This is a genomic window from Modestobacter sp. VKM Ac-2985, assembly GCF_026967925.1.
Taxonomy (GTDB): domain Bacteria; phylum Actinomycetota; class Actinomycetes; order Mycobacteriales; family Geodermatophilaceae; genus Modestobacter.
Map to the genome: position 1 here is coordinate 1,866,246 of NZ_JAPVBI010000001.1, position 24,956 is coordinate 1,891,201.

The 24,956-nt window shown below is 74.3% G+C and carries 25 protein-coding genes; 10 read left to right on the top strand and 15 right to left on the bottom strand.

Going from position 1 to position 24,956, the window contains the following annotated elements; all coding sequences use genetic code 11:
* Positions 1–1,680, top strand: coding sequence for an alpha-amylase family protein (locus tag O2V61_RS08905; protein WP_269182930.1), 1,680 nt, complete (start codon positions 1–3; stop codon positions 1,678–1,680).
* A 155-nt stretch (positions 1,681–1,835) separates the two neighbouring features.
* Complete coding sequence (locus O2V61_RS08910; RefSeq protein WP_269182931.1) at positions 1,836–2,504, top strand: hypothetical protein; 669 nt, start codon at positions 1,836–1,838, stop codon at positions 2,502–2,504.
* An 84-nt stretch (positions 2,505–2,588) separates the two neighbouring features.
* On the opposite strand, the gene O2V61_RS08915 is transcribed toward O2V61_RS08910, so the two are convergent.
* The 6 genes from O2V61_RS08915 to O2V61_RS08940 form a co-directional block, all read right to left on the bottom strand.
* On the bottom strand, positions 2,589–3,071 hold the full coding sequence (locus O2V61_RS08915; protein ID WP_269182932.1) for an SRPBCC family protein: 483 nt from the start codon (positions 3,069–3,071) through the stop codon (positions 2,589–2,591).
* A complete protein-coding gene (locus tag O2V61_RS08920; protein ID WP_269182933.1) occupies positions 3,068–3,433 on the bottom strand; it encodes an ArsR/SmtB family transcription factor in 366 nt (121 codons plus the stop codon). Before O2V61_RS08920 ends, O2V61_RS08915 begins: the two co-directional genes overlap by 4 nt.
* 113 nt (positions 3,434–3,546) lie before the next feature.
* Positions 3,547–4,293 carry a hypothetical protein gene (locus tag O2V61_RS08925; RefSeq protein ID WP_269182934.1) on the bottom strand — a complete coding sequence of 249 codons (747 nt, stop codon included), beginning with the start codon at positions 4,291–4,293 and terminating at the stop codon, positions 3,547–3,549.
* A gap of 78 nt (positions 4,294–4,371) precedes the next feature.
* Positions 4,372–5,136, bottom strand: a complete 765-nt coding sequence (locus tag O2V61_RS08930) for a sulfite exporter TauE/SafE family protein (protein WP_269182935.1) — start codon at positions 5,134–5,136, stop codon at positions 4,372–4,374.
* Complete coding sequence (locus O2V61_RS08935) at positions 5,133–5,921, bottom strand: sulfite exporter TauE/SafE family protein (RefSeq protein ID WP_269182936.1); 789 nt, start codon at positions 5,919–5,921, stop codon at positions 5,133–5,135. Before O2V61_RS08935 ends, O2V61_RS08930 begins: the two co-directional genes overlap by 4 nt.
* A 55-nt stretch (positions 5,922–5,976) precedes the next feature.
* Positions 5,977–7,497: a GGDEF domain-containing protein gene (locus O2V61_RS08940; RefSeq protein WP_269182937.1), complete on the bottom strand. Its 1,521-nt coding sequence runs from the start codon at positions 7,495–7,497 to the stop codon at positions 5,977–5,979.
* Between the two features lie 164 nt (positions 7,498–7,661).
* On the opposite strand from O2V61_RS08940, the gene O2V61_RS08945 reads away from it, so the two are divergent.
* Positions 7,662–8,225 (top strand): hypothetical protein, encoded by a 564-nt coding sequence (locus tag O2V61_RS08945; RefSeq protein ID WP_269182938.1) that lies wholly within the window; start codon positions 7,662–7,664, stop codon positions 8,223–8,225.
* Positions 8,226–8,243: 18 nt separating this feature from the next.
* Here the strand turns inward: O2V61_RS08945 and O2V61_RS08950 are convergent, their stop codons facing one another.
* Positions 8,244–10,865, bottom strand: a complete 2,622-nt coding sequence (locus tag O2V61_RS08950) for a DEAD/DEAH box helicase (protein WP_269182939.1) — start codon at positions 10,863–10,865, stop codon at positions 8,244–8,246.
* A 450-nt stretch (positions 10,866–11,315) separates the two neighbouring features.
* On the opposite strand from O2V61_RS08950, the gene O2V61_RS08955 reads away from it, so the two are divergent.
* Positions 11,316–12,173 (top strand): SDR family oxidoreductase, encoded by an 858-nt coding sequence (locus O2V61_RS08955; protein ID WP_269182940.1) that lies wholly within the window; start codon positions 11,316–11,318, stop codon positions 12,171–12,173.
* Positions 12,174–12,262: 89 nt separating this feature from the next.
* Here O2V61_RS08955 and mmuM read toward each other — a convergent pair whose 3' ends face one another.
* Both mmuM and O2V61_RS08965 read right to left on the bottom strand, forming a co-directional pair.
* Positions 12,263–13,174 (bottom strand): homocysteine S-methyltransferase, encoded by a 912-nt coding sequence (gene mmuM, locus O2V61_RS08960; RefSeq protein WP_269182941.1) that lies wholly within the window; start codon positions 13,172–13,174, stop codon positions 12,263–12,265.
* Entirely contained in the window at positions 13,171–14,085 is a 915-nt protein-coding gene (locus O2V61_RS08965; protein ID WP_269182942.1) for a helix-turn-helix domain-containing protein, read from the bottom strand. Before O2V61_RS08965 ends, mmuM begins: the two co-directional genes overlap by 4 nt.
* Positions 14,086–14,284: 199 nt before the next feature.
* Here O2V61_RS08965 and O2V61_RS08970 point away from each other — a divergent pair, with 199 nt between their 5' ends.
* Positions 14,285–15,142 carry an SDR family NAD(P)-dependent oxidoreductase gene (locus O2V61_RS08970; RefSeq protein WP_269182943.1) on the top strand — a complete coding sequence of 286 codons (858 nt, stop codon included), beginning with the start codon at positions 14,285–14,287 and terminating at the stop codon, positions 15,140–15,142.
* 28 nt (positions 15,143–15,170) lie between these two features.
* Here the strand turns inward: O2V61_RS08970 and O2V61_RS08975 are convergent, their stop codons facing one another.
* Together O2V61_RS08975 and O2V61_RS08980 are read right to left on the bottom strand one after the other, a co-directional pair.
* Positions 15,171–15,941: a hypothetical protein gene (locus tag O2V61_RS08975; protein WP_269182944.1), complete on the bottom strand. Its 771-nt coding sequence runs from the start codon at positions 15,939–15,941 to the stop codon at positions 15,171–15,173.
* Between the two features lie 143 nt (positions 15,942–16,084).
* On the bottom strand, positions 16,085–16,579 hold the full coding sequence (locus O2V61_RS08980; RefSeq protein WP_269182945.1) for a SixA phosphatase family protein: 495 nt from the start codon (positions 16,577–16,579) through the stop codon (positions 16,085–16,087).
* Positions 16,580–16,647: 68 nt separating this feature from the next.
* Here O2V61_RS08980 and arfB point away from each other — a divergent pair, with 68 nt between their 5' ends.
* Together arfB and O2V61_RS08990 are read left to right on the top strand one after the other, a co-directional pair.
* Positions 16,648–17,085 carry an alternative ribosome rescue aminoacyl-tRNA hydrolase ArfB gene (gene arfB, locus O2V61_RS08985; protein ID WP_269182946.1) on the top strand — a complete coding sequence of 146 codons (438 nt, stop codon included), beginning with the start codon at positions 16,648–16,650 and terminating at the stop codon, positions 17,083–17,085.
* A 38-nt stretch (positions 17,086–17,123) separates the two neighbouring features.
* Entirely contained in the window at positions 17,124–17,501 is a 378-nt protein-coding gene (locus tag O2V61_RS08990) for a VOC family protein (protein WP_269182947.1), read from the top strand.
* On the opposite strand, the gene O2V61_RS08995 is transcribed toward O2V61_RS08990, so the two are convergent.
* The 3 genes from O2V61_RS08995 to O2V61_RS09005 form a co-directional block, all read right to left on the bottom strand.
* Complete coding sequence (locus tag O2V61_RS08995; RefSeq protein ID WP_269182948.1) at positions 17,495–17,956, bottom strand: hypothetical protein; 462 nt, start codon at positions 17,954–17,956, stop codon at positions 17,495–17,497. The two genes, O2V61_RS08990 and O2V61_RS08995, sit on opposite strands and share 7 nt — an antisense overlap.
* 42 nt (positions 17,957–17,998) lie before the next feature.
* Positions 17,999–18,148: a hypothetical protein gene (locus tag O2V61_RS09000; RefSeq protein ID WP_269165494.1), complete on the bottom strand. Its 150-nt coding sequence runs from the start codon at positions 18,146–18,148 to the stop codon at positions 17,999–18,001.
* A 66-nt stretch (positions 18,149–18,214) separates the two neighbouring features.
* A complete protein-coding gene (locus O2V61_RS09005; RefSeq protein WP_269182949.1) occupies positions 18,215–18,649 on the bottom strand; it encodes a hypothetical protein in 435 nt (144 codons plus the stop codon).
* A gap of 285 nt (positions 18,650–18,934) precedes the next feature.
* Between O2V61_RS09005 and O2V61_RS09010 the strand changes: the two genes are divergently transcribed.
* The 3 genes from O2V61_RS09010 to O2V61_RS09020 are packed head-to-tail and all read left to right on the top strand — an operon-like array spanning position 18,935 to position 24,479.
* Positions 18,935–21,520, top strand: a complete 2,586-nt coding sequence (locus O2V61_RS09010) for a molybdopterin oxidoreductase family protein (RefSeq protein WP_269182950.1) — start codon at positions 18,935–18,937, stop codon at positions 21,518–21,520.
* Entirely contained in the window at positions 21,520–24,060 is a 2,541-nt protein-coding gene (nirB, locus tag O2V61_RS09015) for a nitrite reductase large subunit NirB (protein ID WP_269182951.1), read from the top strand. Before O2V61_RS09010 ends, nirB begins: the two co-directional genes overlap by 1 nt.
* Positions 24,057–24,479: a Rieske (2Fe-2S) protein gene (locus tag O2V61_RS09020; RefSeq protein WP_269182952.1), complete on the top strand. Its 423-nt coding sequence runs from the start codon at positions 24,057–24,059 to the stop codon at positions 24,477–24,479. Before nirB ends, O2V61_RS09020 begins: the two co-directional genes overlap by 4 nt.
* A 34-nt stretch (positions 24,480–24,513) precedes the next feature.
* Here the strand turns inward: O2V61_RS09020 and O2V61_RS09025 are convergent, their stop codons facing one another.
* Positions 24,514–24,945 (bottom strand): DUF2000 domain-containing protein, encoded by a 432-nt coding sequence (locus tag O2V61_RS09025; protein ID WP_269182953.1) that lies wholly within the window; start codon positions 24,943–24,945, stop codon positions 24,514–24,516.
* Positions 24,946–24,956: the final 11 nt, after the last annotated feature.

Here is a 24,956-nt window from a genome sequence, read left to right on the forward strand (position 1 = left end):
ATGCGGATCACCGACACCTCGGACCTGTGGTGGAAGAACGCCGTCGTCTACTGCCTGGACGTCGAGACGTTCATGGACTGGAACAGCGACGGGGTCGGCGACCTCGAGGGGCTGGCCCAGCGGCTGGACCACCTGGCCGACCTCGGCATCACCTGCCTGTGGCTGATGCCCTTCTACCCGACCGCCGGGCGGGACGACGGCTACGACATCACCGACTACTACGCCGTCGACCCCCGGCTGGGCACCCTCGGCGACCTGGTCGAGATGATCCGGACCGCGAACGACCGCGGCATGCGGGTGATCGCGGACCTGGTGGTCAACCACACCTCCGACCAGCACCCCTGGTTCCAGTCGGCGAAGGCCAGCACGGACTCCCCGTACCGGGACTTCTACGTGTGGCGGGAGGACGAGCCCCCGGACACCTCGGGCCAGGTGGTCTTCCCCGACGCCGAGGAGGGCATCTGGACGCACAGCCCGGAGACGGACACGTGGTACCTGCACCGCTTCTACGCCGAGCAGCCCGACCTCGACGTCACCAACCCCCGGGTCCGGGACGAGATCGCCAAGATCATGGGCTTCTGGCTCCAGCTGGGGCTGGCCGGCTTCCGGGTCGACGCCGTCCCGTTCCTGCTGGAGACCGCCGGGGTGGACGAGGACTCCGCCGCGCACTTCCCCGACCCGCACGAGTACCTGCGCGCGCTGCGCGCCTTCCTCGGCCGGCGGACCGGCTCGGGGGTGCTGCTGGGTGAGGTGAACCTGCCGTTCGAGCAGCAGGCCGAGTTCTTCGGCGGCCAGGACGGCGACGAGCTGACCATGCAGTTCGACTTCAACACGATGCAGCAGATGTACCTGTCGCTGGCCCGTGGGGACGCCGGTGCGCTGGCCGCCTCCCTCGCCGCCCGCCCGGAGATCTCCCCGGACAGCCAGTGGGGCACGTTCGTCCGCAACCACGACGAGCTGACCCTGGACAAGCTCGGTGACGACGAGCGCGCCGAGGTGTTCGCCGCCTTCGGCCCGGAGGAGGAGATGCAGGTCTACGACCGGGGCCTGATCCGCCGGCTGCCGCCGATGCTGGCCGGTGACCCCCGGCGGGTCCGGATGGTCTACAGCCTGCTGTTCTCCCTCCCCGGCACCCCGGTGCTCTTCTACGGCGAGGAGATCGGGATGGGGGAGGACCTCTCGGCCGGCAGCCGGCTGTCGGTGCGCACCCCGATGCAGTGGACCAGCGGCGCCAACGGCGGGTTCTCCGACGCGCCGGCGAAGGAGCTGACCCGGCCGGTCGTCGACGGTGGCTTCGCCCCCGAGTTCGTCAACGTCGCCGACCAGCGCCGGGACCCGGACTCGCTGCTGTCGTTCATGAAGCTGCTCATCCGCCGCTACCGGGAGTCGCCGGAGCTCGGCTGGGGCGGGTTCCAGCTGCTGGAGCAGCCGCACGCCGCCGTCCTGGCGCACCTGTGCACCTGGGACGACGGAGCCCTGGTCGCGGTGCACAACCTCGGTGCCGAGCCGCTCTCGGTGCCGGTCACGGTGCCCGGCTGCGGGGCCGGTCACCGGCTGGAGGACCTGCTCACCGCGGGCGGCGCCCAGCTGGCCGACGACGGCTCGGTCGAGCTTGCGCTGGAGGGCTACGGCTACCGCTGGCTGCGGGTGGTCGCCGAGGACAGCCGCCGGATCCTGTAGCTGATGCTGTGGTCTGCAGCTGACGCTGTGGCCTCACGGGATCACGGTGGGTCACTCCCCGCCGTGGTCCCGCGTGTCCCACCCGCCACACCCCGGCACCTGCGCAGCTTCGTCGGGGGGCGCACCTACCGTCCGCACCCGAGGTGATCACACAGATGAGCGACGAGCAGGACGTGCGGGCGGCCGGGACGGTCGACCGGGGACGACGGACGGAGACCGGGTCGACGGCGGCGGTGGTGCCCGACCAGCGGACGCAGGGCGAGCCGGAGGCACCGCCGACGGTGCCGGATGCGGCCCCGCCGGCGGCTCCGGCGGAGGAGAGACCGGACGGGGTGCCCGCGGGAGCATCGGTCCCGGCGCCCGCCGCGGACGGCGAGCCCGACCCGCGGGAGGATGCGGCCGGGGAGCTGCCGGCCGCTCCACACCCGACCGCGCCGGTCGGCTTCCGGCCACGGCCGCGGATGCCCCGGCGCGGGGGCCCGATGGTGCGGATGGGCCCGTGGGCACCGGTGGCCGGCGCGGGGCTCGGCCTGCTGCTGGGCCTGGTGGTCGTGCTCTTCCTGGCGCCGGCGGTGGACACGTTCGACCAGCGGCTGTCCCTGGTGTTCGTCGTCCTCGGGCTGACCCTGCTGGGCGCCGGCGGCACCCTGCTGGCCGATGAGGTCCGGCTCCTCCGTCGCGGTGCCCAGGCCGCCGAGGTGCGGGCGTCGAACGCGGGGGTGATCGCCGGCCTGCTCAACGGTCTCACCCCGGCCCGGCTGCTGATCACCGCGAGCGCCTTCGTGCTCCTGCTCAGCGCCTACGTCACCAACGGCGGGGTCTGACCCTCGGCTCGAGCCGGGTGCGGCCGGTCAGCTCTGCCCCCGCTGACCGGGCCGCGCCCGGGCCGGGCCCCCGACCGGCCCGGGTCAGCCGGCGAGCAGGGCGTCGAGACGTCGGTAGCCCTCCCGCACCCCGCTCTCCATGCCGCTGGCCAGGAAGGCGTCCCGGTCGGCGAAGGAGTCGACCAGTGAGGTCGCGACCAGTCGGGTGCGCCCGCCGGGCAGCTCCGCCAGCACGAGCTTCTCCAGGGCCACACCGTCGGGCATCCCCTCGAAGGTGAAGGTCTGCACGATGAGCTCGGCCGGGCGGACCTCGTGGAAGCAGCCGTGGAAGCCGTACTCGACGCCGTCCTGCACGTGCACGTACCGGTAGGAGCCGCCGGTGCGGCAGTCGTGGTGCTCGATCCGGGCCTGCATGTCGCGGGGGCCCTGCCACTGCACGACGAGGTCGGGGTCGGTGTGCGCCCGGAAGACCTTCTCCCGGGGTGCGTCGAACTCGAGGGTGATCCGGACCAGCGGGACGTCGGGGTCGGCGACGATCTGGGTCTGTGGCGCGTCGGTGGTGGTCATGTCGGGGGGCCTTCCGGTGTGGGTGGCATGGGTGGGACGTCGTCCGGCAGCGCGGCGAGGACGTCGTCGAGCCGGCGGTAGCGCTCCTCGGCCTGGCGCCGGTAGCGCTCGATCCACGTCGTCATCAGGTCGAAGACCTGCGCCTCCAGGTGCACCGGGCGGCGCTGGGCCTCCCGGCTGCGGCTGACGAGGCCGGCGTCCTCGAGCACCTTCAGGTGCTTGGACACCGCCTGCAGGCTCACGTCGTAGGGGGCGGCGAGCTCGTTGACCGTGGCGTCGCCGACGGCGAGCCGGGCCACCATGTCCCGTCGGGTGGGGTCGGCCAGTGCCGAGAACACCTGGGACAGGGCATCTGCCGCCACGGCACCTCCTCTCGTTGTCAACCGACTGGTTGACAACGAGGGTGGTCCTGGTCGGGATCCTTGTCAACCAGCTGGTTGAGAAAGCTGAGCGGGCGTCGTGCTGCCGGGTGCGCTCAGGTGCCGGTGCCCGCGGTCCGCAGCTCGGCCAGCGACAGCCGGCCGGTCACGAGGTCGTCGGCGACGTCGTCCACGACCCGGTCGGTGGCGAAGGCGTGCGCCCGGAGGACGGCCAGTGCGTCGGCGGTGTCCAGGCCCAGGGCGACGTTCACCATGCCGGTCGCCTGCCAGACCCTCGCCCGGCTCGACGCGTCCGGCGTGTCCCACCAACTGCGTCGGGCCTCCGTCAGCGGGGCGCCGGTCACGGTGGCGGCCATGGCCCGGGTCAGGGTCTCGGTCACCTGCGCGACGTCGCCCCGGTCGGTGGCCGACAGCGAGGCCAGGTCACGCACCCAGAGGTCGAGGACGACCAGGGGTCCCAGGGGTGGCGGCAACGGCACGGACAGGACGCCGCGGAACGGCGTCTCGCCGACCAGCGCGCCGTGCAGGTCCGGCCAGTTCCGGGCGATGTCCGCCGTGTCGAAGGCGATGGCGTGGCCGTCGTCGTGCGCGCGCAGGCAGGGACCTTCGCCGTGGGTGAACTGCAGGCGTTCGGCCCGGGAGGTCGTCGGGTCGCTGGCGCCGATCGGCGTCCGCCGGCCGTGCACGTCGTGGATGCTCAGACCCGCCCCGTCGACGGGCAGGGCGGCCACACAGGCCTGGGCCAGCCGGACGCCGAGCAGCTCCGGCCCGCGCAGCTCGGGTGGGGGCAGCTGACCGAGTGCAGCGCTGAACCGCTGTGACGCAGGGGTGGGGCCGTCCATGGTTGCTCCTGTCCGAGGGCGCGGGGCCGCGCCCGGCCAGCCTGGCGGCCGGAACGGCGGTGCACCACCGGAGCGCGCTCAGCCGAAGGCGTCCAGCCCGAGGTGGACGGCGAGGGCCAGGCCGGCCACGGCGATGAGCCGGCGCAGCGGGGTCTGCGGCACCCGGCGCACCACCCGTGGGCCGAGCCGGCCGCCGAGCAGGAAGCCGATGGCCAGGGGGAGCGCGGCGAGCCACGCGACGTCGGCGAAGACGGCGTAGCCCAGTGCGGCCACCCCGTTGGCCAGGCCCAGGACGACGTTCTTCAGCGCGTTGCTGCGCGGCACGCCCTCGCCGGTGACCAGCAGGTACACCGCCAGCAGGAGCACCCCGGCAGCAGCCCCGAAGTACCCGGCGTAGACGGAGGCGGCGAAGGTGCCCGCGACCAGGCTCCAGTGGTCCCGAGCCGCCGGCCCCGCCGCCCCGTCGGCGGCCAGCTCCCGGGGTGGCCGCTGGACCAGGATGGCGATGGCCGCTCCGGCGATGAGGACGGGCACCAGCTTCTCGAACGCCCCGCTCGGGGTGGACAGCAGCAGCACCGCCCCGACGACGCCGCCGAGCAGCCCGACGGGCCCCAGCCGGACCAACCGGGCGCGCTGACCGGTGAGCTCCGGCCGCGAGGCGCTCACCGCACCGACCCCGCTGAGCACCAGGGCGACGGTGTTGGTCACGTTGGCCGACACCGGTGACAGGCCGGTGGCCAGCAGCGCGGGGTAGCTGATCAGGGAGGCCAGGCCGGCGATGCTGCCGATCAGCCCGGCCCCCAGGCCGGCCAGCACGAGGAGCCCGAACTCCAGGGCGCTCATCGGCGCAGCAGCACCCAGATCGCGGTCACCCCGAGCACCACGATCGCGCTGCGCAGCAGCGCCGCGGGCAGCCGCCGGCCCAGCGTCGACCCGACGTACCCGCCGACCAGTGCACCGCCGGCCACCAGCGCGGCCGCGCCCCAGTCGATCCGCTCCGTCGCCACGATCACGTAGGCCAGCGCCGCCACGGCGTTGACGGCGAGGGTCAGCACGTTCTTGATCGCGTTGAGCCGGTGCAGCGGCTCGCGGAGCAGCAGGCCGAAGATGCCGATCTGCAGCACTCCCTGGCTGGCGGCGAAGTAGCCGCCGTAGGTGCCGGTCGTGTAGGCGCCGGCGAAGAGCGCAGCCAGCCGGCCGCGGCCGATCCCCTGCTCATCCTCGACCGTGCCCGCCCGGGCGCGCCGGGCAGCCAGCCGACGCTGCAGCAGGGGCTGGACGGCGACCAGCACGACGGCCAGCCCGACCAGCGCCGGCACGATCGCCTCGAAGGCCGAGGCGGGCAGGTGCAGCAGCAGGAAGGCGCCGGTGAGCGCACCCAGCACCGAGGCCGGCAGCAGCTGCAGCAGCAGCCGGCGTTGGCCGTGCAGCTCTCGCCGGTAGCCGATCGCGCCGGTCAGGTTGCCGGGCACCAGGCCCAGGGAGTTGGTGATGGTCGCCGTCACCGGGGGCAGCCCGACGGCCAGCAGCACGGGAAAGGTGACCAGCGTGCCGGAGCCGACGACGGCGTTGATCCCGCCCGCGGCCAGTCCGGCGGCGGCCACCAGGACCATCTCCCACACCGTCATGCCCACATCGGCGCGAGGGTGTCACAGTGGTCTGGTGTGAGGCCGCGCACGGCGGTCAGGCGCGGGTCAGCGCTCCCGTGGTCACCGGCGGTGCGGAGCCGGCGACCTGCACCCGGTTCTTGCCCGCCGCCTTGGCCGCGTACATCGCCAGGTCGGCCTGCTGCAGGGTGCTGGTCCAGGAGACGCCGGGCAGCACGCACGCGGCCCCGACGCTCGCCCCGACCCGCGCCGTCCCGGCGGCCAGCTGCACCGGATCCGAGGCCACCTCGACCAGTCGCCGGCCCAGGGCCTCGGCCTCGCCGGCGTCGGCGGCGTGCACCAGGACGGCGAACTCGTCGCCGCCCAGCCGGGCGCACAGCCCCGGCGCGCGGACCACCCCGGCCAACCGTGCGCCCACGGCGCGCAGCAGTTCGTCGCCCGCCGCGTGCCCCAGCTGGTCGTTGACCGGCTTGAAGTCGTCCAGGTCGACGAACAGCACCCACGGGTCGCCGGCGGGGCCGGCGGTCGCTGCCGCCAGGGCGGCGGAGAAGCTGCTGCGGTTGGCCAGGCCGGTGAGGGCATCGGTGCGCGCCTGCACCTCCAGCTCGCGGTGCGCGCTGGTCGCCCGCACGGCCAGGGACACCTGGTTCACCAGCGACTGGATGGCGACCATGCCCTCCGGGCGCAGGTACCGGCCGCCCAGGAGCAGGTGCCGGCCAGGCTCGTCCGGCATCGGGATCGCCGCCCAGCTGCCCGCCCCTCCGGTGCAGGCCACGAGCTGCCGCGGCGGGGTGATGCGCCAGGGCTGGTGCGCGACGGCAGCCGCGGCCAGGCCGGCGGCGGCCGGGGTGCGGTTGAGGGTGGGGGGCAGCTGCCGGACCGAGCCGGCGGACCGCTGCACGACGAGGAGCGCCCCGTCGTCCTCGACGAGGACCACGGACAGCCCGGGGGTGAGCCGGCAGATGTGCTCGACGGCCTCCCAGCCGCGCTGGCGGATCTGCTCGACGTCGGTGACCCCGAGCAGCTGGCCCACCAGCCGGGCGAGCGTGGCGTCCCAGGCCTGGGCCAGCTGGTGCTCCTGCAGCACCAGGGCCAGGTGTCGGGCGACCACGGCCAGCAGCGGGGCGATCGGCAGCGCACCGAGCAGCGGGGCGGCCGGAGCCGCCGTGGCGTGCCCGGGGACGACCTCCCACAGCGCGAGGGCGGCGACCAGGCCGGCGCACTGCGCGGCCGTGTAGGCCCCGGTCTCCCAGGTGCGTCCGTAGACGGCGCGGAACCACAACGCGGCGAAGGTGACGCCGAGGGCAGCCGCCGGTACCGGCGAGGCGAGGGCGAACACGCAGATGGCCACCGCGTCGAGGAGGTCCAGGGCGAGCGGTGCACGAGCCGTGGCGTAGCGGTGCAGCCACGACGTGACCAGGGCTGCCACGGCCCCGGTGATCGCGGCCAGCTGCCAGGTCTCCGCCCCGGGGACGGCTCCCAGCGAGGTGAGCACGAGGGAGACCAGGGCGGCGGCGCAGAAGAGCCAGCGGGTGCGTTCGACGAGATCGGCGGGACGACGGAAGACCGACCAGCGTGTCGCCGGGGGTGGGGGCATGGCGGTCCTCGTCCTCGAGCCCGGCTCTGCTCGCCGGAGCGTCCACCCAGGTCTTCGGCGTCCGGGGGCAGGACCTGGATCACCCGTCCGGGTCGATCACGCCGAGCGCTGCCTGCCTGCCCGGGGCCTGGACAGCTCCCACGCAGGTGAGCAGAGTGCGAACCGTGCCCCGCCACCCGCCCGCGTACCGCTTCGTCACCGTCTGGCGGGTGCCCGGCACGATCGCCGAGGTCCGCGGAGTGCTCAGCGACAGCGCCGCGCTGCCCCGGTGGTGGCCGGCGGTCTACCTCGACGTCGTCCCGGTTGCCGACGGCGGGCCGGACGGCGTGGGGCGCACGGTCGAGGTGTTCACCACGGGCTGGGCGCCCTACACGCTGCGCTGGACGTTGCGGATCACCGAGACGATGACCGACGACGGGTTCGCCCTCACCGCGGTGGGGGACCTGGTGGGCAGCGGCCGGTGGGCCTTCGCGCAGGAGGGTCCCGAGGTGGTGATCACCTACGACTGGCAGGTGCGTGCGGCCAAGCCGCTGCTGGCCCGGCTCAGCTGGCTGCTGCGGCCGGCGTTCGAGGCCAACCACCGGTGGGCGATGGCCCGCGGCGAGGAGAGCCTGGCGCTGGAGCTCCGCCGGCGCCGCGACCCGGCCGCCGCCGTCCCGCCGCCCCCCGGCCCGACCTTCCGCCGGCCGGCCCCGTCCAGAGGCTCGTCCCGAGCTCGCGAGGGCTGAGGAGGACGGGGTCCTTCCTCAGTCCTTGCGGCCGGCGTCGAGCAGTCGCATCACCAGCACGCCCTCCTCGTCGGAGGCGTCCAGGTCGATCTCGGCGTCGAAGCCCCAGTCGTGGTCCCCGGCCGGGTCGTCCAGGATCTGCCGCACCTGCCACAGCCGCGGCTCGGACCTGTCCACGATCAGCAGCGCCGGGCCGCGGGCGTCGCCGCCGGTGTTGAGGTCGGCGTGCTCGGCGAAGTACGCCTGCACCACCTCGCCCCACCGGTCGGCGTCCCAGCCCGCCGCGGAGTCCAGCTCGCCCAAGTCGTACCAGCGCCGCCGGGCGATGAGCTCGACCCGGCGGAACAGCGCGTTGCGGATCATCGCGGTGAACGCCCGCTCGTTGCCGGTCAGCGGCCGCGGCCGGGCCGGGACGGCGACCGGGGCGTCCAGCGGCTGGTCGGCGCTGGTCAGCTGCTCCCACTCGTCCAGCAGCGAGGAGTCGACCTGGCGCACCAGCTCACCCAGCCACTCGACGATGTCGGTGACCTCCTCGGTGCGGGCGTCGGCGGGCACGCCGGAGCGCAGCGCCTTGAAGGCGTCGGAGAGGTAGCGCAGCACTGCGCCCTCGGAGCGGGTGAGCCCGTAGTGGTTCACCAGCTCCCGGAACGTCATCGCCTGCTCCCACATGTCCCGGACGACGGACTTGGGGGAGAGCTGCGCGTCGCGCGCCCACGGGTTGCCGGCGGAGTAGACCTCGAACGCGTGGTCGAGCAGCTCCTCCAGCGGCTTGGGCCAGGTGATCTCCTCGAGCAGCTCCATCCGCTCCTCGTACTCGATCCCCTCGGCCTTCATCTGGGCCACGGCCTCGCCCTTGGCCTTGTTCAGCTGCGCGGAGATGATCTGCCGAGGGTCGTCCAGCGTCGCCTCGATCACCGAGACGACGTCCAGGGCGTAGGTGTCGTTGCCCTCGGCGTCCGGACCGGGGGAGAGCAGGCCGATGGCGGCCAGCGCGAAGGTCGACAGCGGCTGGTTGAGCTGGAAGTCCGGCGGCAGGTCCAGGGTCAGCCGGTAGCGGCGGCCATCGGGTTCGGGGACCTCGAGCCGCTCGATCACCCCGGCGGTGATCAGCGACCGGGCGATGCCGATCACCTCGCGGATGTGCTTCAGCTGCCGTGGGCGTGGCTCGTGGTTGTCGGTGAGCAGCCGGCGCATCGCCGCCACCGGGTCGCCCGGCCGGGCCAGCACGTTGAGCACCATCCCGGTGGACACCCGGAAGTGGCTGCTCAGCGGCTCGGGAGCGGCGGTGATCAGTCGCTGCTGGGTCGACTCGCTCCACGGGACCATGCCCTCGGGGACCTTGCGGCGCACCAGCTTGCGGCGCTTCTTCGGGTCGTCGGCGACCTTGGCGAACTGCTTGAGGTTCTCCACCTCGTGCTCGGGCGCCTGGACGACGACGGTGCCGGCGGTGTCGTAACCGGCCCGCCCCGCCCGCCCGGCGATCTGGTGGAACTCCCGGGCGTTGAGCAGTCGCGTGCGGGTGCCGTCGTACTTGCTCAGCGCGGAGAACACCACCGTGCGGATCGGCACGTTGATGCCCACCCCGAGGGTGTCGGTGCCGCAGATGACCTTGAGCAGCCCGGCCTGGGCCAGCTGCTCCACCAGCCGCCGGTACTTGGGCAGCATGCCGGCGTGGTGCACGCCGATGCCGTGCCGCACCAGCCGGGACAGCGTCGTCCCGAAGGCCGAGGAGAACCGGAAGCCGCCGATCAGGTCGGCGATCGCCTGCTTCTCCTCCTTCGTGGAGACGTTCACGCTCATCAGCGCCTGGGCGCGCTCCAGCGCCGAGGCCTGGGTGAAGTGGACGACGTAGACCGGCGCCTGCCGGGTGTCCAGCAGCTCCTGGATCGTCTCGTGCATCGGCGTCGTCGCGTAGTAGTGGTGCAGCGGCACCGGCCGCTCGGCGTGGGCGACCAGCGCGGTGGGCCGGCCGGTGCGCCGGGTGAGGTCCTCCTGGAGGGAGGTGACGTCGCCGAGGGTGGCGCTCATCAGCAGGAACTGCGCCTTCGGCAGCTCGATCAGCGGCACCTGCCAGGCCCACCCGCGGTCCGGGTCGCCGTAGAAGTGGAACTCGTCCATCACCACCAGGCCGATGTCGGCGTCCGGCCCCTCGCGCAGCGCGATGTTGGCCAGCACCTCGGCGGTGCAGGCGATGATCGGGGCGTCGGCGTTGACGCTCGCGTCGCCGGTGAGCATGCCGACGTTCTCCGCGCCGAAGACCCCGCACAGGGCGAAGAACTTCTCGCTGACCAGCGCCTTGATCGGCGCGGTGTAGAAGCTCACCCGGTCGGTGGCGAGTGCGGCGTACTGGGCGCCGGTGGCCACCAGGGACTTGCCCGACCCGGTCGGGGTGGCCAGGACGACGTTGGCGCCGCTGACCAGCTCGATCAGCGCCTCCTCCTGGGCCGGGTACAGCGTGGTGCCCGACGCCTGCGCCCACTCGGCGAAGCGGGTGAACACCGCGTCCGGGTCGTCGCCCAGGGCGAACAGCGACGAGAGGTCGCCGGGGTCGGCGATCAGCGGCGGTGCGTCCGGCGAGGGCAGCGCGGCGGCGGGGGAGTCGGCCGGGGTCGAGTCGGTACCGGCAGGAGAGAGCGTCATCGTGGGGAACAGCGTGCCCGACGCCCCGGACGTTCCCGCACCGACGCCGCCGTCACCACCTCCGGGCGGTCAAGGTCACGGTTCGGTCACGACCACTGCAGAGAGGGGTGGCACAGGTCGATCCTGGTCACCGGGTGAACAGCAGGTAAACGGAAGGTGGACCAGACATGCGTGAGAGTCGTTGCCCGGAGTGTCGCTGGGTGCCCGTCGTGGACGGCGATGGCCGTCGTCATCTGGAGATGCGGTGGGACCGCCCGGGCAGCGCCGTGGTCGCCTTCCCGGGCCCTGCCGCCGGCCTGTCCCGCCGGGCCGCCTGACGCTGGACCCGACCGGTTCGCCGGTCACCGGCGGGGGTAGGCGCGAGCACGAGCGGCACCGGGCCGGCGCACGGGCGCCGGCTGCGTGAGCAGAGCGCAGGGCTGCCGCCCGGACCTCGCAGGAGGAACCACCGTGTCGTCACCCCGCCCCGAGTCCCAGCCGGAGCAGCAGCAGACCCCGCCCGGCACGCTCGGTGAGATGGACCCCAGGCCCGACCACGGCGAGGAGAGCTACCGGGGTTCCGGGAAGCTGATCGGCAAGCGCGCCGTGATCACCGGGGGCGACAGCGGCATCGGCCGTGCCATCGCGATCGCCTTCGCGCGCGAGGGCGCCGACGTCCTGATCGCCTACCTCGACGAGCACGAGGACGCGCGGGAGACCGCGAAGCACGTCGAGGACGCCGGCCGGACGTGCGTGCTCGTGCCCGGCGACCTCGCCGACCGGTCGCACGCCAGGACGATCGTCCCCAAGGCCCTCGAGGAGCTCGGCGGGATCGACGTGCTGGTCAACAACGCGGCCTTCCAGATGAACCACGAGTCGCTGGACGAGATCACCGACGAGGAGTGGGACCACACCCTCGCGCTGAACCTGACCGCGATGTTCACCCTGATCCGCGATGCCGTGCCGCACATGCAGCCGGGCGCCTCGATCATCAACTCCTCGTCGGTGAACTCGGACAACCCGAGCCCCACCCTGGCGCCGTACGCGATGACCAAGGCCGGCATCGCCAACTTCACCGCCAGCATGGCCCAGCTGCTGGGGGAGAAGGGCATCCGCGCCAACAGCGTCGCGCCCGGGCCGGTGTGGACGCCGCTGATCCCCTCCACCATGCCCGCGGAGAAGGTGGCCGCCTTCGGTGGCAACACCCCGCTGGGCCGGGCTGCCCAGCCGGCCGAGCTGGCGCCGGTGTACGTGCTGCTGGCCAGTGACGAGTCGAGCTACGTCTCCGGTGCCCGGATCGCCGTCACCGGCGGCCGGCCGATCCTGTAGCGCCGCCTGAGGTCACCGGCTCTCCGGCCGAGTGAGCAGTTCCGGTCGCTGGCGCCGGCGTGTCCGTGCGTGTCGGCGACCGGAACTGCTCACTCGCGGGGGACGGCGTCGGCGATCGCGCGGACGTCGTCCGGGCGCACCCGGCAGCAGCCACCGACCAGCCGGGCGCCGGCGGCCAGCCACCCCGACACGTCGCCGACCCCCGGCTCGCCGGTCCACCGGCGGGCGGCGGCGTCCCAGACCTCGCCGCTGTTCGGGCAGGCCACCACCGGCTTCCCACTGGCGGCCGCAGCCACCTCCACCGCGGCGGCGACACCGGCCGGGTCGGTGCAGTTGACCCCGACGGCGACGACCTCCTCGACGTCCCGGGCCATCGCGCAGACCTCGGCCAGCGCCTCGCCGCGGCGGGTGCGCGCGACGCCGTCGGCGCCGGTCGTCGAGGTCAGCGACAGCCAGGCGGGCACGCCCAGCTCGGCCAGCTCCGCCAGCAGTGCCTCGACCTCCGCGGCGGCGGGCAGCGTCTCGCAGGCCAGCACGTCCGCGCCGGCCTCGGCCAACACGGCCAGCCGCGGCCGGTGGAACGCCCGCAGCTCGGCGACGGAGACGCGTTGGACGTAGTCACCGGTGTACTCCGAGCCGTCGGCCAGGAATGCGCCGTACGGGCCGACCGAGGCGGCCACCCAGCCGTCCCGGCCCGCCCGGGCCAGGCCGTCGCGGGCCAGCTGCACCGAGCGGGCCATCAGCGTGCAGGCCTCCGCCTCGTCGATGCCGGCGGCGGCGAAACCGGGGAAGGACGCCTGGTAGCTGGCTGTGGTGGCGACCTGGGCGCCCGCGCTCGCGAAGGCGGCGTGCGCGGCGACGACGGCCTCCGGGTCGTCGCGCCGCAACCGGGCCGACCAGAGCGAGGAGGTGACGTCGTGCCCGCGGAACTCGAGCTCGGTGGAGAGGCCGCCGTCGGCCACGACGGTCCCGGTGCGGAGTGCCTCGGCGAGGGTGGTCACGCCGCCGGCCCCCGCGCGCCGGGTGGGACGACGCGGTCGTCGCCACCCGGTGGAACCCGGCCGGTCCGCGCCCGCTGCTGCGCCGTCCAGGAGGCCAGCAGCCGCATGCCGTCGTGCGAGGCACTGCCGGGTTCGGTGCTGTAGACGAACATCGTCTGGTCGGGGTCACCGGGCAGGGCGAGGGCCTCGTAGTGGATGACCACCGAGCCGATCGCCGGGTGTCGCATCCGCTTGGTGCCGTGGGTGCGCTCGTGCACTCGCCGGTCCTGCCACCAGCCGCGGAACTCCGCGCTCTTGATCGAGAGTTCGCCGACGAGGCGCTCGAGCAGCGGGTCGTCGGGGTGGCGGCCCGCGTCCAGGCGCAGGCTGCCGACGGCGTCGGCGGCCACGGCCGCCCAGTCCTGGTAGGTCTCCCGGGCAGCGGGGTCCAGCAGCAGCCACCGGGTGTAGTTGCGGTGCCGGGCCGGGAGCGCGTCCCAGTCGGCGATCAACGCCCGGGCCAGCGGGTTGGCGGCGAGCACGTCGGTCCGCCGGCCGATGAGGAAGGCCGGGTGGTCGACGAGCGAATCGAGCATCTGGTGCACGGCGGGCCGCACACGCTGGGCCTGCTGCTGCTCGGGCCGGCCGCGCCCCGGCCGGGCGAGATCGGCCAGGTGGAGGTGCGCGGCGGCGTCGAGCTGCAGCGCCCGGGCGAGCGCGTCGACGACCGCTGGGGACGGGCTGGCGTGCCGCCCCTGCTCCAACCGCGTGTAGTAGTCCACGCTCACCCCGGCCAGGTGCGCAACCTCTTCGCGACGAAGCCCGCGGACCCGCCGGCCGGACGGGACGGCGTCGTCCAGCCCGACGCGCTCCGGCGTCACGTTGGCGCGGCAGCTGCGGAGGAACTCGCCCAGCTCGGTGCGTCCTGCCATGCCGCCAGTGTGCCGCCCGCGGGGCCGACCGGCGCCCGCCTGGGTGGGCACGCCGTTCCCCGGCAGGCCGTTCCCGGTCCGCGCTGGGCCTGCTGGCTGCCTCCGCGGCGGCCGCCCGGACAGCAGGCTCGTCGGTGTCCCGGATCGAGCAGCGGTCGTGACCGGGGCGCTGTCGTCCGCACCCGAGAAGGAGATCCCTGTGTCCTCGTCCGTCCCCGCCCCCGCCACCTGGTTCGTCACCGGCACCTCGCGCGGCCTCGGCCTGGAGCTGGTGCGCCAGCTGCTGCAGCGCGGCGACAACGTCACCGCGACCACCCGGTCGATCGAGCGCCTCTCCGCCGCCCTCGGCGCCGTGGACACCACGCGCCTGCTCCCCGTGGAGCTCGACCTCACCGACGAGCGGGCGGTCGCCGACGCGGTCCGCCGCACGACCGAGCGCTTCGATGCACTCGACGTCGTGGTCAACAACGCCGGCTACGGCTTCCTCGCCGCCGTCGAGGAGGTCACCGATGCGGAGGCGCGGGAGATGTTCGACGTGCAGGTCTTCGGCGTCTGGAACGTGCTGCGGGCCGTGCTGCCGCTGTTCCGCGCCCGTCGCGGGGGCCACGTCGTCAACGTCTCGTCCATCCTCGGTCTGACGGCCTTCCCGGGCTGGGGCCTCTACTGCGCCGGCAAGTACGCCCTCGAGGGCCTGACCGAGTCCCTCGCTGCGGAGGTGGCCGAGGACGGCGTCCAGGTGCACCTCGTGGAGCCGGGCTACCTGCAGACCGACTTCCTGCGGCCCTCCTCGCTCGGCCTCCCCACCAGCCCGAGGGAGGGGTACGGCGCGATCCGGGAGATGACCGAGGCCCACCTGGCGATGCCCGGCACCCAGCTGGGGGACCCGGCCAAGGCCGCTCGGGCGGTGATCACCGTCGTCACCTCCGGCGACGCGCCCCTGCACCAGCTCCTCGGGTCGGACTCCTACGCCCTCGCCCGCAGCAGGGTCGAGGCGCTGAGCGCCGACATCGAGGCCTCACGGGAGCTGGCGTACACGACCGACATCACGCCGGTGTGACCGACCGCCGGCCCGCTGCGCCCGAGGGTCACCGGGATCGCTGCCGCCGGTCGGCCGCCACGAAGGCGACGGCCAGGGCCAGCGGGGCGGCGGCGGCGATGCCGGTCACGGCCAGGACGTCGGCGAGACCGGCCGTCGACCGGGCGGAGGAGGACAGCAGGGCCCAGCCCAGGCCGCACAGCGGCACGGTGACCAGCCCGGTGCCCAGGGCCAGTCGCACCCGGGCAGCACGACCGTCGTGCCGGGCGACGACCCCCGCGAGGACGGCGGGCACCGCGATGACGGCACAGCGCGCGACGACGTCACCCGGTCCCTCGACGCCGGCGAAGGAGGCGAGCGACACGGTGGCGGCCAGCGAGACGACGGCGGCGCCGCCCAGCAGTACCCACCAGGTCTGGACGGCGCTGGCCGAGCGCAGCGTCTCCGCCGGCCGCGTCAGCCGGCCGGCGGCCCAGACGCACAGTGCGGTGCCGAGCAGCAGGAAGGTGACCAGCGACTGCGGGACGTCGGTGACCGACCCACCGGCCCGGCTGGGCAGCTCCCACTGCTGCCGGCCCAGCAGGGCGAGGAGGACGGTCAGCGCCGCCCCGACCGCGACCAGCCAGGCCGGGTGCAGCGGGCGCGCCGTGGTCTCCGCGGCGGTCCGGGCGTCGAGCGCCTCAGCGCGGCGGAGCAGGTCGGCGAACACCGCGTTCTCCGGCTCGGTCGCCGCCGGCCGGCCGCTGGCGGCTGTGACCCCGAGGGGCTCGACGGCGTTGCCGGTCACCAGGTGCAGCCGGGGCGAGGCGTCCTGAGTCACCCGCCCAGCGTCACACCCGGTGACCGACTCGGCCAGGTGAGTCGATGTGCTTCAGCCGACCGGGCGACAACTGGGCCGCCCGGTGCCGGCGGTGGCGCCTCCCGGACCGGCGCGTTCACCCGACCGGTGGCTCCGCGTGACGCTCAGTCGCTGCCCGGGACCGCGAAGGCGGACAGCCGCGCGGCGCCGGGGCTCACGTCGGAGAACGGCGTGCTCAGGTCGAGGACGGCCACCCCACCGGCCGGGAACCCACTCGCCGAGCCGCGCCGGGCGGCGTCGTCCCCCTGGCCGTCGTCGAGGAGTGCAACGAGCACGCTGATCGAGGGGTTGTGGCCGACGACGGCCAGCTGGTCCACCTCGTCGGGGGTCTCCCGCACCACCGCCAGCAGCGCCTCGACGGTGTTGTCCTGGACCCGCGGGTCCAGGACGGGCGTCACCCCGCCGGCCCGCTCCCAGGTCTGCACCGTCCGGCGGGCGGGGGAGACCAGCGCCTGCGCCGGTGCGAGGCCGTGGTCGGCGAGCCAGGCGCCGATCGCGGTGGCCCGCTGGGCTCCGGTGGCGGTCAGGGGGCGGTCGGCGTCGACGGCGGCGGAGCCCGCCTCGGCGTGGCGGACGAGCACGAGGCGGCGGGTCGGCACCGCCCGAGTCTGGCACCGCAGCGGGAACTCGGTCGTGGCGCCGGCCGCCGTCCGGGAGACTGTGCGACGTGCCTGGAGACGACGCGTTCGGCGACCTGCCGGTGAGCGACCGTCTGGTCGTCCCGGCCGGGGCGCTGTCGTGGCGGTTCTCCCGGTCGTCGGGGCCCGGTGGGCAGGGGGTGAACACCGCCGACTCCCGGGTGGAGCTGGCCGTCTCGCCGCTGCAGCTGCCCGGGCTCACCGAGACCCAGCGCCGGCGGCTGGTCGAGCGGCTCGGTGACCGGATGGTCGACGGCGTGCTGACCATCGCCGCCAGCGAGCACCGGCAGCAGTTGCGCAACCGCGAGGCCGCCCGGGCGAGGCTGGCCGCGCTGCTCCGCGGGGCGATCGCACCCCCGCCCGCGGCCCGGCGGAAGACCAAGCCGACCCGCGGCTCCAAGGAGCGGCGGATCACCGCGAAGAAGCAGCGCGGGGAGACGAAGCGGCTGCGCGGCCGGTGGGACTGAGCAGCACCGCCCCGCTGTCGAAGGTGTAGGACCGGCGCATGCGCATCGACCGGATCGACCACCTGGTGCTGACCGTGGCCGACCTCGACCGGACCCTCGCCTTCTACACGCAGGTGCTCGGCATGACGGCGGAGACGTTCGGGGAGGGGCGGACGGCGCTGCGGTTCGGCCGGCAGAAGATCAACCTGCACGTCCGCGGCGCCGAGTTCGAGCCCCGGGCCGCGCAGGCCGGCACCGGCACGGCCGACTTCTGCCTGGTCACCGAGGACCCGCTGGACCAGGTGTGCGAGGAGCTCGCCGCCCACGGCGTGCCCGTCGAGGTGGGCCCGGTGACCAAGCAGGGGGCGCTGGGTGGGATGCGCAGCGTGTACGTGCGGGACCCGGACGCCAACCTGGTGGAGATCTCCAGCTACTGAGCGCCCGGGGCGGCGGCCTGATCGGCGGGGCCGGCCAGCCGGTCCCGCAGCCAGGCGTCCTGGTAGTCGGGAACGGCGAGCTCGAGGCGGCCCTCGGGGGTCCGGACGGTCAGCACCCGGGACCTCACCGCCTGCATGCGCCACACCTCGCGGGCCTTCGGACGGCGGGACCCGGGATCGACGCCGAGCACCGGGACCGCACGGGCCGAGCGGTCACCTCGGAACCTGCGACGCAGCACCAGCTCGCCCCGCCGCGGCGTCGCGAGGTAGCTCCGCCAGTTCCGGGACAGCGACGGGCCCCAGCCGTCCGTGGCGCGCGCGGACAGCTCCGTGTGGCCCTCGCGCATCCGGCGCCGCAGCCGCTGGTGGCGCAGCCGCCGGCCGAACAGCCCACCCACCCCGGCACCGACCGCCGGGATCAGCAGGGTCAGGGCCTCGCCGCCGTCCTCGAACACCGGCTCAGACTGGCACGGATCGCCGGGACGGACGGGGAGAGCTCAGCGCCGTCGGGCGACCCGGGTGCCGACGAGCACGCCCATCAGCGTCCAGAACGACCCCACGCCGACGCCGGCGAGCACCACCCAGAACGGCACCCGCATCTCGTCCGTCGCCACCTGCACCAGTCGCTGCTCCGTCTGCTCGTCCACGGCAGCCAGCCTGCCCCGCGGGCACGCCGTGCACCAGACGCCCGGCGCCCGGCTCCCGGCGCGGCGTCAGTCCGGCCCCGGCTCGCCCACCACGTGCTCGACCGGCAGGTCGAAGGACCGCGACACCCGGCTCGGCAGGTCGGCCCGAAGCCAGCGGGAGACGTTGCGGCTCAGGGTCGACACCACGATCTCGTCGGCGCTGAACCGGCGCAGCGCCAGGCGCACGGCCTGCAGCGGATCGGCGTCGCCCACCTCGCCGTCCGCGGCTGCCCCGAGTCCGCGGATCTGCACCAGTGCGTCGGTCAGGCGCTGGGTGGCCAGGGCGCGCGCGGGGTCGGCCGGCGCGTCGTCCTCGGTGCTCGCGCGTTGCTGGTGGGCGACCGGCGTGGCGGGGACGACGACGTAGAAGACGTGCTCCCGCACGGCCATCCGTTGCTGGATGGCCTCGAGCAGGCGGGGCCCACCGAGGGTCTGGTTGGCCAGGACCAGGCACCGTCGCATCGTCTCTCCACCCGCCTGTCGATCGGGACCGCGTCGCTCGACGGTAGGACGTCCCCCGTCACGGAGGCGACCCCAGCCGTCACAGCAGGGGGACGCGCCGAGTGACGGCACAGCGGGCTTCCCGGAGCGCGGAAGCCCGCTCAGCTGTCACTCGCCGGACGACGGCTGCGCGTGTGCCGCGGAGGAACGGTGCACCGTCCCGGGTGCGCCGGTGTGAGGGCGACGGAACGCGAGCTTGACCTGAGCGCCCTCACCGGGAAACCGGGCCCCCGCACGCTCGCAGATGTGTCCGCCGCCGTCTCGTTGCCCACCCCCGGCCGGGGTCCAGGCGGGGGCACGCGCACCACGGAGACCCACTGCCCGTACTGCTCGCTGCAGTGCGGCGTCACGATGACCGCCGGCGACCGCCCGGCCACCCTGGTGCCCGCCGACTTCCCGACCAACCGCGGCGGGCTGTGCTCCAAGGGCTGGTCGGCCCCCGAGCTGCTCGACCACCCCGAACGGCTCACCCGGCCGCTGGTCCGCGCCGACGCCACCGACCGGACCAGCCCGCTGGTCGAGACCAGCTGGGAGGTCGCCCTCGACCGGGTCGTCACGGCGATCCAGGCGACGCAGCGCGACCACGGGCTGGACGCGGTCGGCTGCTTCGGTGGCGGCGGGCTGACCAACGAGCAGGCCTACCAGTTCGGCAAGTTCGCCCGGGTGGCGCTGCGCACCAGCGCGATCGACTACAACGGCCGGTTCTGCATGTCCTCGGCGGCCGGGGCGGCGATCCGGGCGTTCGGGCTGGACCGAGGCCTGCCGTTCCCGCTGGCCGACATCGCCGAGGCCGACGTCGTCGTGCTGGTCGGCAGCAACCCGGCCGACACGATGCCCCCGGCGATGCAGTGGTTCGACGCCGGCCGGGAGCGCGGCGCCGAGCACATCGTCGTCGACCCGCGGCGCACCAACACCGCCCGCAACGCCACCCTCCACCTGCAGCCGCTGCCGGCCACCGACCTCGCCCTGGCCAACGGGCTGCTGCACATCGCGCTGGCCGAGGGCCTGGTCGACGAGGCCTACGTCGCCGCGCGCACCACCGGCTTCGACGACGTCCGGGCCGGGGCCGCCGGGTACTGGCCCGACCGGGTGGAGCGGCTCACCGGGGTGCCGGTCGAGCAGCAGCGCCGCACCGTGTTCGCCCTCGCCCGGGGACGGCGGTCGATCATCCTCACCGCCCGGGGCGCCGAGCAGCACCGCAGCGGCGTCGACACCACCCAGGCCTGGATCAACCTGGCGCTGGCCCTCGGCCTGCCCGGCCGCGAGGGCAGCGGCTGGGGCACCGTCACCGGGCAGGGCAACGGGCAGGGCGGGCGGGAGCACGGCCAGAAGGCCGACCAGCTGCCCGGCTACCGGAAGATCACCGACCCCGCGGCCCGCCAGCACGTCGCCGCCGTCTGGGGCGTCGACCCCGACGACCTGCCCGGCCCCGGCCGCAGCGCCTTCGAGCTGCTCGACGCCCTCGGCACCGAGGGCGGGGTCCGCACCCTGCTGGTGATGGCCTCCAACGTCGCCGTCTCCGCCCCGGACGCCCGCCGGGTGATCAGCCGGCTGCGCGACCTGGACTTCCTCGTCGTCAGCGACTTCTTCCTCTCCGAGACCGCCGAGCTCGCCGACGTGGTGCTGCCCAGCGCCATGTGGGCGGAGGAGGAGGGGACGATGACGAACCTGGAGGGCCGGGTGATCCGCCGCCGCAAGGCGATGGACCCGCCCACCGGCGTCCGGGACGACCTGCAGCTGCTCGCCGAGCTGGCCGGCCGGCTGGGCGTCGCCGGGTTCAGCGGGGACGCCGAGACCGTCTTCACCGAGCTCGGCCGGGCCAGCGCCGGCGGCCCGGCCGACTACTCCGGGATCACCTACCGCCGGATCGACGACGAGCAGGGCCTCTTCTGGCCCGTCCCGCACGCCGACCACCCCGGCACCCCGCGGCTGTTCGCCGACCGGTTCGCCACCCCCGACGGGCGGGCCCGGTTCTGGCGGGTGGAGCAGGTCGACGCCCACGAGCGCCCCGACGCCGAGTACCCCTACGTGCTCACCACCGGCCGGGTGCTCGCCCAGTACCAGTCCGGCACCCAGACCCGCCGCTCCCGCAGCCTGCAGCTGGTCGCGCCCACGCCGCGGGCGGAGATCCACCCCGACCTGGCCCGCAGCCTCGGCATCGCCCAGGACGACGTCGTCGAGCTCGCCACCCGGCGCGGCCGGGCCCGCTTCCACGCGCTGATCACCGACGCGATCCGTCCGGACGTCGTCTTCGCCCCCTTCCACTGGGGCGGCGGCTCCAGCGCCAACGCGCTCACCGATCCGGCGCTGGACCCCACCAGCCGGATGCCGGCCTTCAAGGCCTGTGCGGTCGCCGTCTCCCGCGTCGGCGAACCCGCGGAGCGCCTCCCGCCACCGGCACCGGCCACCCAACCGCAGCCCGGCCCGCACGCCGCACCGACGGCCCACACCCCGCACGCCCCATCCCGGAGGAGGACCACCAGCGTGAAGAGCACCCCGCGCTTCCTGCACGGCGTCTACCCGATCACCGGCGAGGGGCTGGGCAAACCCGGCCCGCTGGACCCCGCCCTGCGCTACCAGGTGCCGGAGGGCAAGAGCGCCCAGGCGCTCTACTTCCGCGGCGGCAACTCCACCGAGGAGCTCGTCTACGTGCTGCTGGTGCGCGACGGGCAGCCGATGCGCTGGTTCCCGATCGGTGCCAAGGGCGACTGCCACGTGCCGCTGCGGGTGGTGGAGGACCTCGACGGCGGCACCGTCGTCGAGCTGCACGCCGCCGCCCCGGTCGGTGTCGCCGGTGAGCTGGTCCTCGACCTCGGTCTGGTGGAGGTCTGATGACGGCGGTCCTGGGCGGGCGCCCGGCAGGCGTGAGCACCCTGCACTTCGCCATGGACGACGCCGACGGCGTCGACACCCGGCAGCGGCTGGTCGTGGTGGGCAACGGCATGGCCGGCGCGCGGGTGGTCGAGGAGGTGCTCGAACGCGGCGGCGGCGAGCAGTTCGCGATCACCGTGTTCGGGGAGGAGCCGCACGGCAACTACAACCGGATCATGCTCTCCCACGTCCTGGCCGGGGAGGAGCACGAGGACGACATCGTCCTCAACAGCCACGACTGGTACGCCGACCAGGGCGTGACGCTGCGCGCCGGGGTGCGGATCGACCGGATCGACACCCACGCCAAGATCGTCTACGCCGCCGACGGGACGACGACCGCCTACGACCAGCTGGTGCTGGCCACCGGCAGCCGCTCGTTCATCCCGCCGATGACCGGCCTGTACACCGCCGACGAGCAGCTGCTCCCCGGCGTCTTCGGCTTCCGCACCATCGACGACACCCGGGCGATGCTGGCCGCCGCCGCCGAGCACGAGCGGGCCATCGTCGTCGGCGGCGGGCTGCTCGGTCTGGAGGCCGCCCGCGCCCTGCAGGGGCACGGGCTGCAGGTCGAGGTCGTGCACGCCGGCACCCACCTGATGAACCAGCAGTTGGACCCCGACGGCGGTGCGATCCTCAAGAACAGCGTCGAGGCCCTCGGCATCGTCGTCCACCTGGCCACCCGCACCACCGAGGCGATCGGCCCGGACCGGGTGCGCGGCGTCGTCCTGGCCGACGGCCGGGCGGTCGACGCGGACATGCTGGTCATCGCCGCCGGCATCCGCCCGGTCACCGAGGTCGCGCTGCTCAGCGGCCTGGAGGTCGAGCGCGGCATCGTCGTCGACGACCAGCTGCGCACCGACGACCCCGACGTCTACGCCGTCGGGGAGTGCGCCCAGCACCGCGGCGAGCTCTACGGACTGGTCGCCCCGGTGTGGGAGCAGGCTCGGGTGCTCGCCGACCTGCTCACCGGCACCGACCCGGACGCCGAGTACCACGGCTCCCGGACGGCGACGAAGCTCAAGGTCGCCGGGGTGGACGTCGCCACGATGGGCGTCAACCGGCCCGAGCGGGACACCGACGAGTTCCTGGTCATCTCCGAGCCCCGCCGCGGGGTGCACCTGTCGGTCGTCGTCCGGGACGACAAGCTCATCGGTGCCACGCTGCTCGGCGACACCCGCAAGGTCGCCTTCCTCACCCAGGCCTTCGACCGCGGCACCCCGCTGCCGGCCGAGCGGATCAAGCTGCTCGTCGACCTCTCCGACGGCGCGGCCGAGGTGGGCGTCGCCGAGCTGCCCGGCGACTCGCAGGTCTGCAACTGCAACGGGGTGACCAAGCAGGCGCTGGTCGACACGGTGAAGGCAGGGACCACCAGCGTGGGCGGCTGCATGGACGCCACCCGCGCCGGCAAGGGCTGCGGCTCGTGCAAGCTGCTGGTGAAGCAGGTCGTCGAGTGGGCCGCCGACGGCGACGTCACCGAGGACGCCTCGGCCAACTGGTACGTCCCCGGCATCCCGCTGGCCAAGCCCGAGCTGATCGCCGCCATCCGCGACCAGCAGCTGCGCAGCGTCTCCGCCGTCTTCACCGCCCTGGCGCCGGGTGGTGAGGAGGACGCCAAGTCGAAGATGGGCCTGACCTCGCTCCTGCGGCTGGTCTGGGGGGCGGAGTACGAGCAGGAGAACGACGCGAAGTTCATCAACGACCGCGTGCACGGCAACATCCAGCGCGACGGCACGTTCTCCGTCGTCCCGCAGATGAAGGGCGGGGTGACCACCCCGGCCCAGCTCCGGAAGATCGCCGACGTGGCCGAGAAGTACGAGGTCCCGATGGTCAAGGTCACCGGCGGTCAGCGGATCGACCTGCTCGGCGTCCGCAAGGAGGACCTCCCCGGCATGTGGGCCGACCTGGGCATGCCCTCGGGCTACGCGTACGGCAAGAGCTTCCGCACCGTGAAGACCTGCGTGGGCACCGACTTCTGCCGGTTCGGGCTCGGCGACTCCACGCAGCTGGGCATCGACCTGGAGACCCGCTTCCAGGGCATCGAGAGCCCGGCCAAGATCAAGATGGCCGTGGTCGGCTGTCCGCGCAACTGCGCCGAGGCCTACGTCAAGGACGTCGGCGTCGTCGCGGTCGGCAACGGACGGTGGGAGGTGTACGTCGGCGGTGCGGCCGGGGCCAGCGTGCGCAAGGGCGACCTGCTGGCCACCGTCGACTCCCCGGCCGCGGTGATGGAGCTCAGCGGCCGGTTCATCCAGTACTACCGGGAGAACGCCAACTGGCTCGAGCGCACCTACGACTTCGTGCCCCGGGTCGGGTTGGAGCAGATCAGGGCGGTGCTGCTGGAGGGCAGCGCAGAGGTGCTCGCCGGCCTCGACGCCGGCCTGCAACGCTCGATCGACGCCTACACCGACCCATGGGGCCAGGACGGGGCGCAGCCGGCCACCCCGGGCCAGTTCCGCACCGCCCTGCCGCTGGTGGACCTGCCGATGGTGCCGGTCCGATGAGCGTCACCCACTCCGACGCCCCCGAGGCGCCCACCAGCGGACCGCCGAAGGCCGGCACGCCGGCCACCGAGGTCGCCGACGGTGCTGTCACCGGGGGAGGGGTGACCGGCGGAGCGGGTGTGCCGCACGAGGTCGGCCGAGTGGACGACGTGCCGCCGGGGGAGGGGCGGGCGTTCGTCGCCGGCGACGTGCAGGTCGCCGTGTTCCGGCTGCGCGACGGGTCGCTGCACGCCACCCAGGCGGCCTGCCCGCACTCCGGCGGGCCGCTGGCCGACGGGCAGACCGACGCCTCCGTGCTGGTCTGCCCGCTGCACCTGTACGCGTTCCGCTGGTCCGACGGCGCCTGCACCGGGGCTGCACCGCCGGTGCGGCTCTTCCCTGTCGCCGAGCGCGACGGCGCGCTCGTCGTCACCGTGTAGTCCGGCCCCCTCGCGGTCGGGGCGAGGGAGTCCGTCACGGGTGCATGCGGGCGCCCTTCACGACCTTGTCGACGGCGTTCTTCGGGCCGTGCACCGCGAGGCCCACCAGGTCGAGGTCGGCACCGGCGACCGCCCGGACGGCGGCCCGGTTCTGCACGTCACCGGGCGTCGAGAACAGATCGGCGGTGAAGACGGCGGGGGTGAGCGACCGCTCCAGCGCCCGGTCGCGGGCGGTGCGCAGCAGCGCGGCCGGCCCGGTGAGGACGAGCACCGGCTGGCGCAGCATCGGCAGGTAGCCGGTGCCGTCGGCGTCCTGGTAGGGCTCACCGACCAGCTCCGGACCGGTCGCGGTGATCCCGCTGACCAGGAAGGCGGTGACGTTCAGAGCCTGCCAGGTCGGGAGGTCCTCGCGCAGCAGGACCGCGATCTTCGTGGCCCAGCGGGGTGCCTCGTCGGGGGTGTCCATGCCGCTCAGCG